This is a genomic window from Ruegeria conchae (genome assembly GCF_000192475.1).
GTDB classification, from domain to species: domain Bacteria; phylum Pseudomonadota; class Alphaproteobacteria; order Rhodobacterales; family Rhodobacteraceae; genus Ruegeria; species Ruegeria conchae.
In genome coordinates, this window is sequence record NZ_AEYW01000018.1 from 122,909 (window position 1) to 141,706 (window position 18,798).

Genomic DNA, 18,798 nt, shown 5'->3' on the forward strand with positions numbered 1-18,798 from the left:
CAGCAAAAGCCAAATCGGTTCATTACCAGTGTCAGTTTAGACGACCAGATCACAGCCGGTTTCCCGGCGTCCCAGTTTTGCAATCATGATTTGCGCCATGTTTGGCCGCTCTTGCTCTTTTCCATGCCCAAAACGCTGCCCGAGTACCGGACTGGCTGTCAACAAAAATGTGGACATGTCCCGCAAGCATGCGGGTGCGTCAGCCAGATTCGAACCGGCCTCAGCTAGACCAATAGGGCTATCCTTTAAGAAACGCGAAGATCGCGAAATCTGGATGAACGACCGTGCGCGTCAATTTGTATACCCCCCCGTTGGCTAGCGATCTTTCCTAATTGATGTGGTTCTAGACAAAGGAATGAGCTGCAGCGAACTTCTACCGATTTTGCATGCGCCTGAAACGTTGCATCGCGCGCTCACGTCGTCGGAAAGGAAGGTGTGAATTCTCGACGCGGTTGTTGAGCCACCTGCCCGTTTGCTGTTTTTTGAATGCACCCAGTTCTCTGAGCGCGGCTCTGTATGAGGCGAAGCGATCCGTGACGACGGTTTCCGCTTTGCCGTGTCGCTTCATTAACTTCTTGAGGAATTTCAGTGCAGCCTGCTTGTTTCGGCGTTTGGCGACAACGGCTTCCAGTACCTCGCCTTCGTGATCAACAGCCCGCCAAAGATAATGCCGCTTGCCATTCACCTTCACGAAAACCTCATCCACATGCCACTTCCATTTGGAGAATGCGCGCAGTTGTTGAACCCTCTTTCTTCGGATCTCAGAGTCAACCATCGGACCGAACCGGTTCCACCAATATCGGATAGTTTCGTGGCTCACGTCGATCCCGCGTTCGTGCAGCAGATCTTCGGCATTCCGAAGCGAGAGCGGGAAACGGATGTACAACATCACTGCAAGGCGGATGATCTCGGGACTGGTTTTGAAGTACTTGAAAGAGGCAAGTTTGGTCATGGGCAAAAGCTACGCAACGCCCCTACCCCCGCTCAAACAAAGTTCTTCTGACAAGACCCGGGCTAGTATGTGACCTCAGCCTCCGCCTTCGGCAACTTCAGGCTGACCTTTCCTTCGCTGAAGTTACTAAACGACAGATCCCAGCTCGTCCCTGGCCATACCAGTTGCAATTGCTTTGTTGCTGGTCGGTAGACAGCAGTATAGAGCGTCCCGAACCCCGAGCTGAATGCCGTGGAATAGAGAGGCGGACGCAGGAAAGCGTCGATAAACCGCTTTTCGCTTTCGGGGTGCTGGTTGAGACGGTTCAACAGGAACCGTTCCCGCTCGAGCGTAGCGGTAAAGCGTGCATGTTTCGACCATTCCACCTGGCCCTGGTGGTTGGTCGCCACCGGCACGTCAGAGATTTGCGGATGCCGGTCGGGGGCCAGAAACACCGTGCCATGATTGTACTTTGCGTCCAAAACGGTGACGTTATAGCTCATGTGGCAGGGAATACGACTTAGGCATTCAACCGCTTCAGCGGTTGTTTCGCAGGTTTGCAGAACATAGCGCAGGATCAGTGGAACGCCGAACCCCTCACCCACCTCGCGCCGTCCGCCAAATGTCAGCGACACCGTCAGACCGGCATCGTTTATCCCGTCGAGCAGGCCAAGTACGCCATCACTCATCCCGATCACGCCACGCTCACCCCAGCGGGTTCTAAGCAAGGCGGCATCGAAGGTCTTGGGGTGGTAATCATAGTTTCGCACCAGAATAGGTGTCTTGCCGCGCCAGACCGCCTGGCTGCACCCCGATAGGTATTTCGGCGGGCAGTAAAAACTGAGAAACCGCGCTTGGCTGTCGCTGCCGCCGACCAGTTCAACCACCTCTTCATACAGCGGCATGATCTCGGGCATATGCTGTTCCAGCGCGCGCAGACATTCGCGATAAGTGGGGCGGGCCGAATACCCCTCTTGCGCCCACCATTTGCGGTAAGCGGGCCAGTATTCGGCAAACAGCCCGGCCAGCTTGGGACCGGGCTGCGCCTCGTCGATAGAACGAAAAACAAGCGTCATAGGACTTTCTACATGATTTTGAACGCGGGGTCTTCCATCGGTTGCGCGGCGGGCAGAGGTTCAGCCGTATAAGCCGAAGTGATCCCATGGATCCACTTTTTCGACTTGTCAGTCAGTTTGAAACCTTTGGTCATCGACCGCCCGCGCGTCACCAGGATGCCCAGATCAGCCCCTTCATAGCGGTAATCTCCAACATTCGAGATACGCAGGAAAAACGCCTCATTCTCGCCCACGGCACGGCGGTGATAGTCGAACCGGTCAAACACCACACGCCCGTCTTCCAGCATCTTGTAGATCCCCGATTGCGGGGCCTGCGTGATGCGGTCGACACTGTCATCGGTATGTTTGATCACCATCTGTGACCAACTGTCGATCATGTCCGGGTCAGCCCAGCGGGCATTCAGTTCCTCGACATCCAGTTCGAACGGTTTCTTCGAAAACTCCAGCAGGTGGAACAGGAACAGCGGCGCATCGGCATGTGCAAAGGCCGCGTGGTTGGTCATCGAGCTGGCGCCGGTGATGCGCGGGTTCAGCTCACCCAGCCAAAGTTCATCGGTTTTCTTGTCGATCAGGAAGTCGAGTTCGAAATAGCCACGATAGCCGGATTTGCGCAGTTCTTCTCCGAACTGGAAGGTCAACTGCCGCGCCTGTTCGCGGGCCTTGGGTGGGAAGGCGGTCGAGAAAATCTCATTCCCGCACCAGCCTCCGCGATAGGGGGTGAGTTCCTTGAAGCCCACAAGCTCGGTCATCAGCGGGCCGACGATGGTGCCTTCGGACGTCGCGCAGGCCTCGATCGCCGCACCACGACAATCGATCCGTTTCATGATCTTGATTTCGCCTTCGCCGATGATCTCGTCTTTGTGTTTATTGAAATCGGCCTCTGACTTGATGAAAAACGTCGTGTGGCCGCTGTCGCCAAAGGCAGACTGCAGCACCAGATCGTTCCCCAAGCCGGCCTTGTCGCAGATCTTTTTAAGGTGATCGTAACTTTTAACCACGCTCAGCGTGTTGGGCACCGAAGGCACGCCCGCCTTGTTGCCGATGCGGACGGTTTCGATCTTGTTGTCGCATTTGGTGCGCAGCTTGGCTTTGGGGAACCAAAGCTGACCGCCCAGTTCCTTGACCAGCTTTTCGGTGGTTTCATCGAACATCAGGAAGACGAACTTGGGCTTGCCGCCGCGCCGTTTGACCAGATCAATGACTTCTTTGTGCTGTAGCAGATAGTTGTTGATGTCCTCGATGGACTGGAATTCGTCATGCGGCATTTCAGAAGGTACGAACACGTTCGGATGTCGCCCGTCAAAGCAATCCATGTAGCATATATAGGTGAAGTTCATCACCCACTCATCCAGCCCCAACAGGTTGAAATTGGTCGCTGACACGAAATAGATCGGGTCCTTGTTGGTATGAAAATACCGGCGGATTTCCGAGATGTTTTTCAGCACCTTCTTTGGCATATGGTCCTCCCAGTCCCTTATGATTTCTTAATTGTTTTCAAAGCGTCTTCGGTAAATATGCGCAGGCCCAGATCGGCGCGGAATCCATGGATTTCCGAGACGTCCAGTTCCTGCATGAATTTAAGGATTTCAGGACTGATCACCTGCCCCGGCACAAGAATGGGAAAGCCCGGCGGATAAGGGATCACAAATGTGGCCGAGACCATCTCTTCCCCTGTTTCAAGCCGGTCCAGCATGTCTTTGTCGGGCTCGACATAGTCGCAGTTGTCTTCGTCATAAGACAAGAAAAACGCTGTGCGGATGTCGCCTGCCTCAGTGCCTTTTTCACAGCGGAACGCATCGTGGAACCGGCTGAAATCGGGCAGCGGCGGGACGTGTTCGCTCAGGTTCCTGACGCGCTTCTCAAAGGCCCGTTTTTCCATCTTGGACGCATCGTCCATCAGATCGTCGAGTTCCTTGGCGATCTCGACCAGCACCTCGATCAGATAGGCGACCGAACTGCGCGTGGTACCAATATTGGTCATGAACAGCACGGTGTTGCGCGAGGTTTTGTTGATCTGGATGCCGTATTTGTCCATCAGGATCTTGGTCTTGAAGGTATCGCCATCCCAGCCGGTCGCGCCCACATGGAGCGTGATACGCGTGGCATCCAGAACGAACTCATCCTTTGCCCAGCAATCCCAGACATCGGCCCAGCCCTGATCCGGGTCGAAATAGCTGGTCATGCCGCTTTCGCGATATTGCTCGGGGATCATGTCGCCTGCGGTGACCAGCCGGAAGTATTTCTTGAGCAATGGATGCGTCGTCACCGCCCGGCGGATTGCCATGGCGCTTTCGACCTGCCGCTGGACGAACTCATACCCTTCGATCTCAACCTGCCTGCGGCCCACGTCCAGCGATGCAATGATCTGGTAGTTGGGTGAGGTTGAGGTGTGGGTCATATAAGCCTCATGAAAGGCTTCTTCGACAGCACCTTTGAACTGCTGGTCATTGACGTGGATCATTGAGCCCTGCCGCAAGGATGTCAGCGTCTTATGCGTTGATTGCGTCGCATAAACCCGGACCCGCGCATCGGGGGGCGCAATCAGGCGTGTGTTCAGCCATACCTCATCGTCAGCGCCTTCGAGAGTCGCCTGTTGCGCCTCATAAGCCTCCGCTTGTTTTGTCGAACGGAATTGTTCGCGCAGAATATTGGCCGACCGCATTGCGGTTCGTACACGTGAGTTGGGCGCAAATCTTGCATAGGCGAACCACGCTTCATCCCACAGGAACACGAGGTCTTTCTTGATCGCCAGACATTCCTGCATCACCCGCTGAACGTTATAGACGATGCCGTCAAAGGTGCAGTTGGTCAGCAGCACCATGCGCACGCGATCCAGCTTGCCCTCGGCACGCAAGGCCAGCAGTTTATGTTTGATTTCACGGATCGGCACCGCGCCGTACATCGAGTAGTCGTGCAGCGGGTAGCTGTCCATGTAGACCACGCTCGCCCCCGCCAGCACCATACCGTAATGGTGTGATTTATGGCAGTCACGGTCGACCAGCACGATGTCACCGGGCCGGACCAGCGCCTGCACCACGATCTTGTTGCAGGTCGATGTTCCGTTGGTGGCAAAGAAGGTCTGTTTAGAGCCAAACGCGCGAGCGGCGGCTTCTTGCGCCTCCTTTATCGGTCCTTTGGGTTCCAGCAGCGAATCCAGCCCGCCCGAGGTGGCAGAAGTTTCAGCCATGAAGATGTTCGATCCGTAGAAAGCCCCCATGTCTTGAATCCAATGGCTGCGGCTGATGGATTTACCCCGGCTGATCGGCATTGCGTGAAACACGCCTGTGGGCTGTTTGGAGTATTCCTTGAGCGCTGTGAAGAAGGGCGTCTTGTACCTTCGTTGCACCCCCCGCAGGATGTTCAGGTGCAGTTCCAGAAAGTCTTCCTGATTGTAGAACACCCGCCGGCACAGGCCCAGATCAAGACCGGCGATATCTTCCGCCGAGCGGTCAGTGATCAAATAGGCATCCAACTCGGGACGAAGCATACCGATCCGGCGGCAGGTTTCTGGTCCGTATTCCGAGGGCGACAGCGCATCAAGATCGGCGCCCTCGCCATAGAGGCTGATATAGCGGCCCAAAACATTGGTTTCGTTCTTGGATTTCAGGCTCAGGCCCGGGCGGACGATCACAGCCTGAACGTTCTGATTGAACAGAACCCCGATCAACGCGTCCTCGACACTAGGAACCACAACGGTTTCATATATGAACTGGTCTTCGCTGCGGCGCATCCGTTGCAAGCTGGTTTGCAGGAAGCGTTCCTGATGTTCGTTGACGTTGTCGACGATCATCACTTCGAAATAGGGCCGCCCCAGCGCGCGCGCCTCGTGGCTTTGGGCCGCTTCGTCCTCGAACTCATCGCCTTCGGTTTCATCCGCGATCAGGGGGATCGAGCGGCGACGATACGCCCCCGATGTAAGCGCACGCGACACCCGGCGCACGGCGGTTGAGAAATCGCCAAAGTTGCCATGATCCAACAACCGACGCAGGTAGTCGAAGGCCGACCCGCCTGGAAAAGCGAAATACACCTCGATCGGGGCCAGCGCCTGCAACAATTGCCGCGCGCGGTCTCGATCCTTGTCACTTGCACTTTGATCCAGAGATTCGGCCGTTTCCCGCAGCGCGCTCCATCGGTCTGCTCTCAGCTGTGAGGCGCTGTAGTAGTCCGAGATAGTGTGGAGCTTTTCGCTATCGGAAATGCCGTGCATGAAGTTTTTCCTTTCTGCCGATACCGAAAAGTTGGGCTGGTATCAGTCTGTGCCGGAGCGCCCTTTGTAGAGATACAGATTGTCGGGCTTGGTTGCGGCGTCTTCTTTATATCCCAGCGCCGTTCTGGGGTCGGATGCAGCGACACCCGCAACGTCGCCTTTTTGCGGAATACGCAGTGGGCCCAGCGTATGCAGATAAGCATCCGCCCCGCTGGTACGGTCATAAACCGGAAAGTCCGCCTCGCGGTCACGGAAACTCTTGAGAACCTGCCCCAGACCTTTCAGTCCAACTTCGCGTTGACGACGGACCTGATCCAGATCGATCTCGATGGGGAAGATGTCCTCTTGCCCTGCCGATTGGTGCAGCACAGTGGCCGAAGGATCAACGACCAGCGAGCGGCCTACGCCCCCAGCGGCCAAACCGTTCACGTCAAACACATAGCATTGGAATTGCGCCGCGGTTGCCTTGGCAATCGATAGCTCGGCCTCGCGGTCGGTTGTGCCAGTCAGGACCGGATGCAAAAGAACCTCAACCCCCTGAGAAGTCAGGTGCCGTGTTGTTTCGGGGAACCAGATATCATAGCAGATCGACAGGCCAAACCGGCCCACTTCCGGCACGTCGAATATGCAGAACTCGGTGCCTGAGGCGATGTTTTGTTCATAAGGCTTGAACGGGAACATCTTGGAGTATTTCGAAACGATCTCACCATCCGGGTTGATCACCACGGAAGTGTTATAGATCCGCCCATCCTCGCGTTTCTCGAACATCGAGCCAGGGATCAGCCAGATCCCGTAACGCCGCGCCGCGTCCTGAAAGCGCGACAGGTCGTCATTGGGAAAGGGTTGGGCAAACCGGTCAAGCGGACCATGAGGCGCCAGCTCGCTGAACAAGGCCATCTGGGTCCAGGGGAACCGAGCCATCATGATGTCGATCCGATGCAACATAGCGTCGACATTCGACTGCAGCGCGCCGACATGCATCTGGATTCCGGTTATCGCAAAGGGGGTCATATTTCGTTTCTTCTCATTTTCTCGCCGATTGCGACCGCCGCTATGATCCGGCGCTCTTCATCGGAACACAAAATCGTGTATTCACGCAAGCCTGCTGTCCTCAGGCCAATTGTTTTGGAAGATTCCGGCGTCATAGAGCCTCTTCCTCGGCTGCATCCTCTGTCAGTGTTTCCACAAAATCGATATCGTTGCGGACCCAGAAGAACCGAAAGCCACAACTGCGCAGCCATTTTTCAAGGCGGTCCAGGCTGGACCATTCCCGCCGAAGACCGCGGGTGGATTCGACCAACGCCCATTGGCTATCGACCAGAAAATACACCGTCCAGGTGTTGGGATGCGTCGAGTGGTTGGCAAAGCCGCCGCTGACCACCTCGCGCGCTGTGCGCACAGCGACAGGGTAATCTCCGATGCGGTTTTCAGCAGCAAGAATCGCCAGATCGTTTTGACGGATCGTGAAAGTCGGGAACGGGGCGACGCTCATGCAGCCTCGGTCTGTACGGCGTCGAGCAACGCCTTACGCCGTTCACTAATCTCCGCCGGTTTGAGGTTTTCGATACGGGTCGCAAGCGTCCAGACATGGCCGAAGGGATCGGCGATTGTAGAGCAGCGTTCACCCCAATAGGTATCGGTCGCCTCGGCAATCAGGCGGGCGCCATTTTCCAGCGCTGTCGCGAGGGTCGCGTCAGTGTCTTCGAGATACATGTGATGTCCAACCGGTGTGACCGTGCCCGAAACGGCGGGACCATGCGCACCCCAACCGGCGGTGACAAACAGCATCGAATTGCCAATCTTGATGGTGGCAAATCTCGGAGCCTCTTCCACGTCACAGGACTGAACCTTCGCACCAAAGGCGCTTTCGTAGAACTGCAGCGCTGCGGGTACGTCAACAACAGCAAGCGACGCGGTGCAGGTACGATAGCCACGGGGCAGAGTGGCAGGCTTCTTCATTATTCCGGTCCTCTCCGAATTGGGCGACGGTCGCCCTAAGTGACATGCAGGAATTTCCCGCACTATGCACCATACTGTGGCTCATTCCGGCGAGGCCTGCAACACTATGATGCATAGTGCTGATTTTTCACTCCAAATGCTCAGAAAGTTGGCGGTGTGCTGGCGCTGATGATCCGGCAGACTTCGGGGCCGACCTGCCGGAACCGGTGCGGCGTGCGACTGTTGAAGTAATAGGCATAGCCGGCCCCAGAACCTTGCGTTGATCGCCCACCGTCACCTCGACCCCGCCCGAGATCACGACGCCGGCCTCTTCCAACTCATGGCCATACATCGCCCGCCCTGTGTCGGCGCCAAAATCATAGGTCTCCTGCAAGATCATCATCGCGCGCGCATGCAGGTTCGATCCCACCTGCCGCAGCGACAGCCCGCCCCTGCCGATCTTGGTCAGTTCTTCAGCAGCGTAGAACACTGTCTGCTCACTTTCGATCTCGAACGAGAAAAAGTCCGACATGCTGATCGGGAGGTGCTGTCAGACGAATTTGAACCAGTCTCTGCTAGGCCAGTAGAGCTGCCCTTTATTCGGCACAAAGACCGCGCCACTCGGCGAGAGCGGCGGCGCGGGTCAGCTTGAAGGTGTCTCGGCTTGCTAGCGATCTTTCCTGGTCGAAGTGGTTGTATACGGAGGAATGGACGGAAGCGAATTTCTGCAAACTTCGCATGCGCCTGAAACGTTGCATGGCGCGTTCGCGTCGTCGAAACGGCAGGTGCGAGTTCTCGACGCGGTTGTTGAGCCACCTACCCGTCCTTTGTTTTTCGGTAGCGCCCAGCTCTCTGAGCGCGGCTCCCTATGAGGCGAAGCGATCCGTGACGACGGTTTCCGCTTTGCCGTGTGGCTTCATCAATTTCTTGAGGAATTTCAATGCGGCCTGCTTGTTTCGGTGTTTGGTGACAACGGCTTCCAGCACCTCGCCTTCGTGATCGACGGCCCGCTAAAGATAAAGACGCTTGCCGTTCACCTTCACGAAAACCTCGTCCACGTGCCACTTCCATTTGGAAAATGCTCTCAAGTGCTGAACACGCTTTCTTCGGATCTCAGAAGCAAACACTGGGCCAAACCTGTTCCACCAATACCGGACAGTTTCGTGACTCACGTCGATGCCTCGCTCGTGCAACAGATCTTCGACATTCCGAAGCGAGAGCGGGAACCGGATGTACAACATCACCGCAAGGCGGATGATCTCGGGGCTGGTTTCGAAGTACTTAAAAGAGGCAAGATTGGTTATGGGCAAAAGCTACGCAAGACCCCTGCCCGCCTCAAGCCAAGTTCTTCTGACAATACCTTGCCGTCAATTGATGTTCTGCAGGGACACAGCCTTTTTGACCTCTGGGCGAGAACTCAAGCCGGTTGAGATTCTTTTGGAATAATCGCCCCCGAATGCATCACGATCTGCGACGCGAGTGAATGCCCGTACTTCATGGCTACGCTAGTATCTCCGGTCTGCAGAAAACGGCCCAGAAAACCACCATTAAAACCATCTCCCGCCGCAGTTGTGTCGACCACTTTGTCCACCGCTTGGAACTGCTTATCTGGTTGCGGGCCTTTCAAGCATAGCGGACCTCGATGACCACGTTTCAGAGCCCCATTTTCGATACCATATGTCTGGAAGCGTTTGACAACCTGATGTTCTGAAATCTCGTCAAACAGGGTCAACTCATCATCCAACGAGGGCAAAGCAATGTCACATTGTCGCCAAGCAGCTTCGACCGCGGTCAAAGCAACGCTCTTTGATGGCCACAATGACCGGCGATAGTTGCTGTCGAAAACAAACTTTCCACCCATTGAGCGATAAGTTGGCAACCAATTTAGAAAGGCGTGACGGATTTTCTCATCTAGAATCGCAAGTGTGATTGCCGAGGCGTAGACAACGTCATATTTTTCGAGGGACTGAAATGGATGACGTTCATTCTGCTGAAAGAGCAGACGCGCGACGGATTGATGGCGCCAGTATTGGAAACTGCGCTCTCCGGATGGATCTGTTGCGATAGTATAGACACCGGGCAATCGACCTTCAATCCTTCCCAAATCGTTGATGCCAATTCCCTCCGCCTGAACAAATCGAGAGATTTCGTCAGAGAAGTGGTCGCTTCCCAGCAGACTGACAAGACTGACACTGTGTTTGGCAGGCAAGGTGCGGCGTAAATAGATCGCTGTGTTTAGCACGTCACCCGCAACTCCGATTCTGGCTGTACCGGGAATGGTAGTGGCAACCAGTTCCATCATGACTTCACCGATGCAGGCGACTTTCAAAGATTTCATTGGCCGTACTCCTTACCGGAACATTGCTTTGCATCAGTGATTGTGTCTGAGGGCGAACTTTCGTTCGATGTCCTGAAATTTAGGTGCCTGCCTCAGCACCATGCCTTCCGAAAAGGGTTGAACAGAGTCTCGGAACATTTGCTGCCATGGGGTTTGGCTTGCTGGGGCCTTGAAGCCTCCCGCGTTTTCCAGCGTCCTTCGTCGGTCAGCCAGTTCTTCATCGGCGATCAATACATTGACCGCCCGATTGTTCAGATCTACCCGCACCCGATCTCCGGTCTGCAATATTGCGAGACCACCGCCATCGGCTGCCTCGGGTGAAGCGTTCAGGATTGAAGCGGAACCGGATGTTCCCGATTGCCGTCCATCCCCGATACAGGGAAGGGAGTGAATACCTTGTTTGATGAGGTAGGACGGCGGTCGCATGTTTACCACTTCAGCACCGCCCGGATATCCAATAGGCCCTGCACCCCGCATCACCAGAATGCAATTTTCATCGATTTCAAGGTTCGGATCGTCGATGGTTTCGTGAAATACCTCTGGCCCGTCAAATACGACGGCGCGCCCTTCAAACGCATTCGGATCGTTTGGATCGCAGAGATAGCGCCGGCGAAAGGCATCACCGATGACCGAGGTTTTCATAATGGCGCTGTCAAACAGATTGCCCTTCAGATTGAGAAAACCGGCATCCTGCAAAAGAGGGTTTTCCACTGAGCGAATGACATCGGCGTCTGCGGCCTCAATCCCTGAGTTGTTTTGGGCGAGCGTCTTACCGTTGGCGCAGATCGCATCCGGATTCGGCAGCAATCCTGCGCGCATTAGCTCAGCGACAACAGCGGGCACACCACCAGCGCGGAAAAAGTCCTCACCCAGATACTGGCCTGAGGGCTGAATATTGGCCAATAGCGGAATGGCGTGACCCAGCCTTTCCCAATCCTCATTGGTCAACTCGATACACAGATGACGGGCAATTGCATTCAGGTGAATCGGCGCGTTGGTCGACCCCCCCAGCGCAGAGTTGATGACGATGGCATTCTCGAACGCTTCGCGGGTCATGATCTTGCTCGGACGCAAATCCTCTCGCACCATTTCGACAATGCGCAAACCAGTGTAGTAGGCCATTTGCCCACGTTCCCGATACGGCGCGGGTATGGCGGCACAACCCGGAAGTTGCATACCCAGCACCTCGGCGAGCGAGTTCATGGTGGATGCAGTTCCCATTGTATTGCAATAGCCAACCGAAGGGGCGGATGAGGCGGCAAGCACAAGAAACTCTTCTGCGTCGATTTCACCTGCCGCCAGTTGTTGCCGCGCCTGCCAGATAACACTTCCCGACCCGGCCCGTTCACCCTTGTACCACCCATTCAGCATTGGCCCGACTGACAGCGCGATCGCAGGAACATTTACGGTCGCCGCAGCCATTAACAGCGCAGGCGTTGTCTTGTCGCATCCAATGGTTAGCACAACCCCATCAATAGGATAGCCAAACAGTGTTTCCACTAGTCCCAGATATGCCAAGTTCCGGTCCAGCATGGCGGTTGGGCGTTTTCCGGTCTCCTGAATCGGATGCACCGGAACTTCCAGCGCAATACCGCCAGCGGTTCGAATGGCCTCGCGCGTGCGCTGCGCGAGCTCAAGATGATGACGGTTGCAGGGTGAAAGGTCGCTGCCGGTCTGGGCGATCGCGATGATCGGTTTGTCGGACCTCAATTCTTCCAGTGTCAGCCCGTAATTCAGGTATCGCTCCAGATAAAGAGCCGTCATCTCGGGATCATCGGGATTGTTGAACCACTCACGCGAGCGAAGCTTGGTCATGTCACCGCCCCACCCATGCGCCGTCATTGGCGGACGAAGATTGGGCCGCCGCTATAAACCACATCCCGTCCAGACCGTCCTGCAAATTCGGGATCAGCGCATTATCGGTGCCCGAGGAAATCACATCGGCGATGTCATTGTAGAGCGTTGCAAAACCTTCCAAATACCCTTCAGGATGTCCTGGCGGGATGCGGGTCCAATCCGGGCCCGTTCCGGCCCCACCCCGGGTCAGGATCTGTTTCGGTTCGCCAAAGCGCGTGTAGCTCATATGGTTGGGGTTCTCCTGTGCCCATTCGAGCCCACCTTTGTCGCCATAGATGCGCAGGCGCAGACCGTTTTCGCAGCCCACCGCCACCTGACTGGCCCAAAGCATTCCCCGCGCGCCGCCTTCGTATCGCAGCAGGATATGTGCATTGTCGTCCACCTTTCGGCCAGCGCCAAAGCTTTGCAGATCCGCAGACAGCACCTGAACCTTTTGTCCGGTAACAAAATTGGCCAGATTGAACGCATGAGTACCGATGTCACCAATTGCTCCAGCCCCGGATCGGGTCGGATCGGTGCGCCAACCGGCCTGCTTGTGACCGTCCTGTTCCAGCGGTTCGGTCAACCAGTCTTGCGCATATTCCGCCTGTACCAACCTGATTTGCCCCAAATCACTGCGCGCAACCATGGCGCGGGCCTGCCGGATCAGCGGGTAACCAGTGTAGTTGTGGGTCAGAAAGAACCGGGCCTTGCTGGTTTCGGCCGCAGCCTTAATCGCATCAGCTTCCTCGTTGCTGGCAGCAAGAGGTTTGTCGCAAATCACGTGGATACCCGCATTCAGAAACGCAGCGCTGGGACCAGCATGCATGTGGTTGGGGGTCACGATGGCAACCGCATCAATCCCATCCGGGCGGGCAGCCTCGGCCGTTGCCATATCCTCGTAAGAGGCATAAGACCGGCTCGATGCGATCCCAAGTTCAGCGGCACTGGCCGCCGCCCGATCCGGGTCCGAGGACAGAGCCCCAGCAACAAGTTCAAACCGACCGTCAATACGGGACGCAATACGGTGCACCGCGCCGATAAAAGCCCCCTGCCCGCCGCCAACCATGCCCAGTTTCAAACGTGTCATAGCCCCAGCATCCCCTTGATCATTGCCTCATCCCGCTCGCCACCGGCGAAGTCGTCAAAGGCTTTCTGTGTGACCTCGATCAGGTGTTTCTTAATAAACGGCGCGCCCTCGGCCGCGCCCTGTTTGGGGGATTTAATGCAGCATTCCCATTCCAGAACCGCCCAGCCGTCATAGCCGTATTGGGTCAGTTTCGAGAAGATCCCGGCGAAATCCACCTGGCCGTCGCCAAGCGATCGGAACCGGCCGGCGCGGTTTACCCATCCCTGATAGCCAGAATACACACCTTGCCGCCCGTCCGGATTGAACTCGGCGTCTTTAACATGAAATGCGTTGATGCGGTCATGGTAGAGATCGATGAACGCCAGATAATCCAACTGCTGCAACAGGAAATGGCTCGGATCATAGTTGATCATCGCCGCCTCGTGTCCACCGCAGGCATCGACAAACATCTCAAACGTTGCGCCGTCAAACACATCCTCGCCCGGATGGATTTCGAATCCTATGTCCTGCCCGTGATCAGAATAGTGGTTCAGGATCGGGGTCCACCGGCGGCCAAGCTCGGCAAAGGCTTCCTCGATCAGCCCGTCGGGCCGCTGTGGCCACGGGTATAGAAACGGAAAAGCCAAAGAGCCGGTAAAGCTGACAGTATGATTGAGGCCGAGCCGCTCGCTCGCAATCGCAGCTTTTTTCATCTGGTCCACCGCCCATGCCTGACGCTTGGCCGGGTTACCGCGACAGTCTTCCGGTGCGAAGGCATCAAAGGCTGCGTCATAGGCCGGGTTTACCGCGACCAATTGGCCTTGCAGATGGGTCGACAGTTCGGTGATCTCGACCCCGGCATCCGCGCAAATGCCTTTGACTTCATCGCAATAGGCCTGGCTGTCCGCTGCCTTGTCCAAATCAAAAAGACGCGCCTCAAAGGTCGGTATCTGAACCCCTTTGTATCCAAGCCCGGCGGCCCAGGCTGCGATTTCAGCAAGTGAGTTGAATGGCGCGTCATCCGCCGCGAATTGCGCCAGAAACAGAGCTGGCCCTTTGATCTGAGTGCTCAAGTCGGTCTCCTTGATGTTCGAACGTCAAAGGCTGTGAAGGGCGCTACGGTCGGGCACTTCCAGACATTGCATGGGTGAAATATCGGGGTTCTGGATCGCCTGAATTGTGGCCTTGGCCAGAAATGCTCCGGTCGTATCCACGTTCTCGTGCACCACAATGATCTCGGGGCGCACAAATTGCAGCATTGGAATGGCCTCTTTCGACACGATGTCGAAATCGCGCCCAACCCGGAAATCCAGGCTTTCCATTCCAGCCACAACCGCCATGGTCGCGTTGGTCGAGGCGCATATGAATCCGTCTATCTTGGGGTCTGCAGCCATCTTTCGCGTCGCCCATTCACGGGTTTCGAATGTGGTGGCATCGCTGTGCACCTGTTGTGCAACATGCAGATTCACACCCTGCTTTTCAGCAGCCACCTTTGCCCCGTTCACCATCTCCAATGCATAGTTCTGGTCAAGCGGAGGGGCGACCAACACAAGGTTTCGACGCCCCTTGCGTACAAGTTCATCAACCCCCAGCCGCGCATAGGTGAAATTGTCGAAATCGTAATAAGCATGTTGCCCTGCCCACTTGGTGCGCCCATGGGTGGCAAAGGGAAACTTGCGGTCCATAAGGTATCTTGCGCGCGGGTCCTCGATCCGGACCTGATTGAAGATAATGCCATCGGCTGTCTGATTTTCAACGATATATCGCACCGACTCCATTGGATCATCATCGGGCAGGATCGGAATCACGTTCAGATGATAAGGGGTCTCACGAAGGGACACCCCGATCGACGATAACAGGCGCGCAGTGACATTCATCATTTCGCGTTCAGTCGACATCACCAGTGAGATCACATTGGTGCGTCCGGTCCTCAGACCAACGCCAGCGCGGTTCGGGACATAACCAAGTTCCTTGGCGATTTGACGAATCTTTTTCTTGGTTGATTCGCTGATATCAGGCGCATCCGCCAATGCACGCGAAACGGTGGGAACAGCCATTCCACTCACTTCCGAAATGGTCTTGAGGGTCGGCTTCCGAGAGCTTGATCTGGGCGCAGGGCTTTTGTTTTTCATCGTTTTTACCTTCGCTTTACTGAGGCCGATCAGAACTGCAGGGCGATATCTGATGGCGTCAAATCTATCCAGAAAGAAAACTGTTGCAAGCTCAATCTAAAACGTTATAGAAAAATCTACAACGATTTAGTTGGGAGGAAAATGCAATGAAGATCAAAGCCGCACTGGCAACCACTGCAGCATTTATTAGCGCTAGCGCGTTGAGTGCTGCCGATCTTGAGGTGACACATTGGTGGACATCCGGAGGTGAAGCGGTTGCTGTTTCGGAATTCGCCAAGGCCGTAAATGAAAAGACGGCGCATAACTGGGTAGACGGCGCGATCGCCGGATCCGGCGGCACGGCGCGTCCAATCATCATCAGTCGCATCCTGGGCGGTGATCCAATGGCAGCGACACAGCTGAACCATGGCCGTCAGGCGGAAGAACTGATCGAAGCAGGCCTGATGACGGACCTCACCGATCTGGCCGAGGCCGAAGGTTGGAAAGACTTCGTTTATCCTTCGTCCCTGCTAGAGGGCTGCACCTACGAGGGGCGCATTTACTGCGTTCCGGTGAACATTCACTCGACCCAATGGCTGTGGCTCAGCCACGACGCCTTTGAACAGGCCGGTATTGAGGTACCAAAGGACTGGTTCGAATTCGTCGCCGCCGCACCCAAGCTGGAAGAAGCCGGATTGGTGCCGATGGCACAGGGTCAGCAAGGCTGGCAGCAGGCGATCGCGTTCGGCGCATTGTCAATCAGTGTGGTCGGGATCGACACCTGGAGCAAAGTTGTCGTCGAAAAGGATGCCGACGTAGCCGGCGGACCGGAATATGCCAAGGTGTTCCAGGCTTCGGCTAATGCCCGCGAACTGGCGCGCAACAGCAACGTGCAGGACTGGAATCTTGCCACCAACATGGTGATCACCGGCAAAGCGGGTGGACAGATCATGGGTGACTGGGCTCAAGGCGAGTTTGCCGTAGCTGGTCAAGTGGCAGGCGAAGACTACACCTGCCTGCCAGGTCTGGGCCTGAACCAGGTCATCGACACCGGTGGTGACGCGTTCTATTTCCCCGTCGTCGACGACCCCGATGTAAAAGCTGCACAGCTTGAGATGGCCTCGATCCTGATCTCGAAAGAGGCACAGGTCGCCTTCAATCTGGCAAAAGGTTCGCTGCCCGTCCGGGGTGACATTGATCTGTCGACGGCAAATGACTGTATGCAGAAGGGTCTTGCGATCCTTGCAGCGGGTGGCGTGTTGCCCAATGCGGACCAAACTCTGTCCGCAGACACTCAAACTCAGATCAAGGATCTGATGGCCGAGTTCTGGGCTTCGGACATGACCGCCGAAGATGCACAGGCCCGGTACGCGTCGATTATCGCGTCTGCCGACTGAGCCTGACATGTCGGGGCGCGCTACTCCCCCCGCGCCCTGACCCTTAACGGGGTTACCCATGACACTTGCAGATACCGCACGCGTATCCGACAACCCGGTACGCCGTCCAAAACAACTGTTTCGCAACCTAAGCGCCAAATTCGCCTCGATCCCGATGATCCTCACGGCACTTGTGGTGTTTGTCGGCGGCACGGCGTGGACAGTCGCACATTCCTTCACCAAGTCTCGCCTGCTGCCAAAGTGGGACTTTGTTGGACTGGATCAATATGAACGGCTCTGGAACAGCAACCGCTGGATCATTTCGGTCGAAAACCTATTGATCTATGGTGTCTGCTCACTGGTTCTGACCATGGTCTTGGGTTTTACCCTCGCGGCCCTTCTGGATCGCAAGATTCGGTTCGAGGGCGCGTTTCGCACCATCTTTCTATATCCTTTCGCCCTGTCCTTCATCGTTACCGGTCTGGCCTGGCAATGGATCCTGAACCCCGATTTCGGCATTCAGGGCGTTGTGCGCAACATGGGTTGGGAGAGCTTTACTTTCGACCCGCTCAACGATCCGGATATCGTTATCTTCGGCATCCTGATCGCAGGTCTCTGGCAGGGCACCGGCTTTGTAATGGTCATTATGCTGGCCGGCCTGCGCGGAATAGATGAAGACATTTGGAAAGCCGCACGTGTCGATGGCATCGGCATCACCAAAACCTATGTCCGCGTGATCATCCCAATGATGCGCCCTGTTTTCGTGACCGCCTTGGTCATCATCGCCAGCGGCATCATCAAGCTTTACGATCTTGTGGTCGCGCAGACCAATGGCGGCCCGGGCATCGCATCCGAAGTCCCGGCCAAATACGTCATCAACTACATGTTCGAAGCGCAGAACCTTGCGCAAGGCTTTGCTGCCTCAACCATGATGTTGCTGTCGGTCATCATCGTGCTGGTCCCGTGGGCTTATCTGGAATTCGGAGGAAAGAAACGTGGTTGATGCGACATCCCCAACCGCTGGACGGATTCTGGAAGGCCCGCGCGGCAGCAAGCCGAAATCGCGTCTCTCGCGCCGCAACATATTCCTCTATGGCACGTTGCTGCTGGTTTCGATCTACTACCTGCTACCGCTCTACGTGATGATCGTAACCTCGCTGAAGGGGATGCCGGAAATCCGGTTGGGCAATATCTTTGCGCCACCTGTCGAAATCACTTTTGAGCCCTGGGTAAAGGCCTGGGCAGAGGCCTGCACGGGCATCAACTGCGATGGCCTGAGCCGTGGGTTCGGAAATTCGGTGAAGATCCTGATCCCATCGCTTATCCTGTCTATTTCGATTGCAAGCGTGAACGGCTACGCGCTTGCCAACTGGCGGTTCAAAGGGTCCGAAGTGTTCTTTACCATCCTGATCATCGGGGCCTTCATCCCCTATCAGACCATGCTCTATCCCATCGTGATCATCCTGCGGGAGATCGGGTTGATGGGCTCGCTCTGGGGGCTGGTTCTGGTGCACACGGTGTTTGGGATGCCGATCCTGACCTTGCTGTTCCGAAACTACTTCACCTCGCTGCCGGAAGAGCTGTTCAAGGCCGCCCGCGTCGACGGTGCTGGGTTCTGGGGCGTCTATTTCCGGGTGATGCTGCCCATGTCGATCCCGATTTTCGTGGTCGCGATGATCCTGCAGGTCACCGGCATCTGGAACGACTTCTTGTTCGGCGTGATTTATACAAAGCCCGAAACTTACCCCATGACGGTGCAGCTGAACAACATCGTGAACTCGGTCCAGGGCATCAAGGAATACAACGTCAACATGGCCGCGACGTTACTGACCGGCCTTGTCCCTCTCGTCATCTACTTTGTTTCCGGCAAACTCTTCGTACGCGGCATCGCCGCCGGCGCCGTGAAAGGTTGACCC

General features: G+C 56.0%; 16 protein-coding genes and 2 pseudogenes. 3 read left to right on the plus strand and 15 right to left on the minus strand.

Annotated elements, in window-relative coordinates:
• Positions 1–36: 36 nt before the first annotated feature.
• From G7G_RS24425 to G7G_RS0117180, 15 genes and pseudogenes are all read right to left on the minus strand, one after another.
• Positions 37–177: a hypothetical protein gene (locus tag G7G_RS24425; protein ID WP_010442671.1), complete on the minus strand. Its 141-nt coding sequence runs from the start codon at positions 175–177 to the stop codon at positions 37–39.
• 199 nt (positions 178–376) lie between these two features.
• Positions 377–952: pseudogene (locus tag G7G_RS23280) on the minus strand (IS6 family transposase); the annotation flags it as partial.
• 62 nt (positions 953–1,014) lie between these two features.
• Complete coding sequence (locus G7G_RS0117115) at positions 1,015–2,007, minus strand: C45 family autoproteolytic acyltransferase/hydrolase (protein ID WP_010442673.1); 993 nt, start codon at positions 2,005–2,007, stop codon at positions 1,015–1,017.
• 8 nt (positions 2,008–2,015) lie between these two features.
• The gene (locus G7G_RS0117120) at positions 2,016–3,464 is read right to left on the minus strand and encodes a biotin carboxylase (protein ID WP_010442674.1); all 1,449 of its coding nucleotides are present in this window, start codon (positions 3,462–3,464) and stop codon (positions 2,016–2,018) included.
• A gap of 17 nt (positions 3,465–3,481) precedes the next feature.
• Positions 3,482–6,214, minus strand: coding sequence for an aminotransferase class I/II-fold pyridoxal phosphate-dependent enzyme (locus G7G_RS0117125; protein ID WP_010442675.1), 2,733 nt, complete (start codon positions 6,212–6,214; stop codon positions 3,482–3,484).
• 42 nt (positions 6,215–6,256) lie between these two features.
• A complete protein-coding gene (locus tag G7G_RS0117130; RefSeq protein ID WP_010442676.1) occupies positions 6,257–7,225 on the minus strand; it encodes a carbon-nitrogen hydrolase family protein in 969 nt (322 codons plus the stop codon).
• Positions 7,226–7,355: 130 nt separating this feature from the next.
• Complete coding sequence (locus G7G_RS23285) at positions 7,356–7,706, minus strand: hypothetical protein (RefSeq protein WP_010442678.1); 351 nt, start codon at positions 7,704–7,706, stop codon at positions 7,356–7,358.
• Positions 7,703–8,173 (minus strand): VOC family protein, encoded by a 471-nt coding sequence (locus tag G7G_RS0117145; RefSeq protein WP_010442679.1) that lies wholly within the window; start codon positions 8,171–8,173, stop codon positions 7,703–7,705. Before G7G_RS0117145 ends, G7G_RS23285 begins: the two co-directional genes overlap by 4 nt.
• Before the next feature lie 127 nt (positions 8,174–8,300).
• Positions 8,301–8,684 (minus strand): cupin domain-containing protein, encoded by a 384-nt coding sequence (locus G7G_RS23290; protein WP_010442680.1) that lies wholly within the window; start codon positions 8,682–8,684, stop codon positions 8,301–8,303.
• Positions 8,685–8,748: 64 nt separating this feature from the next.
• A pseudogene (locus G7G_RS23975) lies at positions 8,749–9,393 on the minus strand (IS6 family transposase).
• Positions 9,394–9,569: 176 nt separating this feature from the next.
• Positions 9,570–10,490: a sugar kinase gene (locus G7G_RS0117160; RefSeq protein ID WP_010442683.1), complete on the minus strand. Its 921-nt coding sequence runs from the start codon at positions 10,488–10,490 to the stop codon at positions 9,570–9,572.
• Between the two features lie 33 nt (positions 10,491–10,523).
• Complete coding sequence (locus G7G_RS0117165) at positions 10,524–12,332, minus strand: IlvD/Edd family dehydratase (protein WP_010442684.1); 1,809 nt, start codon at positions 12,330–12,332, stop codon at positions 10,524–10,526.
• A complete protein-coding gene (locus G7G_RS0117170) occupies positions 12,307–13,416 on the minus strand; it encodes a Gfo/Idh/MocA family protein (protein WP_010442685.1) in 1,110 nt (369 codons plus the stop codon). The genes G7G_RS0117165 and G7G_RS0117170 overlap by 26 nt, the downstream gene beginning before the upstream one ends.
• A complete protein-coding gene (locus G7G_RS0117175) occupies positions 13,413–14,468 on the minus strand; it encodes a sugar phosphate isomerase/epimerase family protein (RefSeq protein WP_010442686.1) in 1,056 nt (351 codons plus the stop codon). Before G7G_RS0117175 ends, G7G_RS0117170 begins: the two co-directional genes overlap by 4 nt.
• A gap of 24 nt (positions 14,469–14,492) precedes the next feature.
• Positions 14,493–15,527 (minus strand): LacI family transcriptional regulator, encoded by a 1,035-nt coding sequence (locus G7G_RS0117180; protein ID WP_029622126.1) that lies wholly within the window; start codon positions 15,525–15,527, stop codon positions 14,493–14,495.
• Positions 15,528–15,673: 146 nt separating this feature from the next.
• Here G7G_RS0117180 and G7G_RS0117185 point away from each other — a divergent pair, with 146 nt between their 5' ends.
• Genes G7G_RS0117185 through G7G_RS0117195 form a run of 3 tightly spaced genes read left to right on the plus strand, consistent with a single transcriptional unit; the run spans position 15,674 to position 18,795 of the window.
• Positions 15,674–16,903 (plus strand): ABC transporter substrate-binding protein, encoded by a 1,230-nt coding sequence (locus G7G_RS0117185; RefSeq protein WP_010442688.1) that lies wholly within the window; start codon positions 15,674–15,676, stop codon positions 16,901–16,903.
• 58 nt (positions 16,904–16,961) lie between these two features.
• Positions 16,962–17,885: a carbohydrate ABC transporter permease gene (locus G7G_RS0117190; RefSeq protein ID WP_010442689.1), complete on the plus strand. Its 924-nt coding sequence runs from the start codon at positions 16,962–16,964 to the stop codon at positions 17,883–17,885.
• Positions 17,878–18,795, plus strand: coding sequence for a carbohydrate ABC transporter permease (locus G7G_RS0117195; protein WP_010442690.1), 918 nt, complete (start codon positions 17,878–17,880; stop codon positions 18,793–18,795). The genes G7G_RS0117190 and G7G_RS0117195 overlap by 8 nt, the downstream gene beginning before the upstream one ends.
• Positions 18,796–18,798: the final 3 nt, after the last annotated feature.

Bases quoted from the DNA above. Each gene is read 5' to 3' on its own strand.
- G7G_RS0117180 (WP_029622126.1), bottom strand. From the start codon at position 15,527: ATGAAAAACAAAAGCCCTGCGCCCAGATCAAGCTCTCGGAAGCCGACC.
- G7G_RS0117115 (WP_010442673.1), bottom strand. From the start codon at position 2,007: ATGACGCTTGTTTTTCGTTCTATCGACGAGGCGCAGCCCGGTCCCAAG.
- G7G_RS0117185 (WP_010442688.1), top strand. From the start codon at position 15,674: ATGAAGATCAAAGCCGCACTGGCAACCACTGCAGCATTTATTAGCGCT.
- G7G_RS0117145 (WP_010442679.1), bottom strand. From the start codon at position 8,173: ATGAAGAAGCCTGCCACTCTGCCCCGTGGCTATCGTACCTGCACCGCG.
- G7G_RS0117170 (WP_010442685.1), bottom strand. From the start codon at position 13,416: ATGACACGTTTGAAACTGGGCATGGTTGGCGGCGGGCAGGGGGCTTTT.
- G7G_RS0117190 (WP_010442689.1), top strand. From the start codon at position 16,962: ATGACACTTGCAGATACCGCACGCGTATCCGACAACCCGGTACGCCGT.
- G7G_RS24425 (WP_010442671.1), bottom strand. From the start codon at position 177: ATGTCCACATTTTTGTTGACAGCCAGTCCGGTACTCGGGCAGCGTTTT.
- G7G_RS23290 (WP_010442680.1), bottom strand. From the start codon at position 8,684: ATGTCGGACTTTTTCTCGTTCGAGATCGAAAGTGAGCAGACAGTGTTC.
- G7G_RS0117160 (WP_010442683.1), bottom strand. From the start codon at position 10,490: ATGAAATCTTTGAAAGTCGCCTGCATCGGTGAAGTCATGATGGAACTG.
- G7G_RS0117130 (WP_010442676.1), bottom strand. From the start codon at position 7,225: ATGACCCCCTTTGCGATAACCGGAATCCAGATGCATGTCGGCGCGCTG.
- G7G_RS23285 (WP_010442678.1), bottom strand. From the start codon at position 7,706: ATGAGCGTCGCCCCGTTCCCGACTTTCACGATCCGTCAAAACGATCTG.
- G7G_RS0117125 (WP_010442675.1), bottom strand. From the start codon at position 6,214: ATGCACGGCATTTCCGATAGCGAAAAGCTCCACACTATCTCGGACTAC.
- G7G_RS0117120 (WP_010442674.1), bottom strand. From the start codon at position 3,464: ATGCCAAAGAAGGTGCTGAAAAACATCTCGGAAATCCGCCGGTATTTT.
- G7G_RS0117165 (WP_010442684.1), bottom strand. From the start codon at position 12,332: ATGACGGCGCATGGGTGGGGCGGTGACATGACCAAGCTTCGCTCGCGT.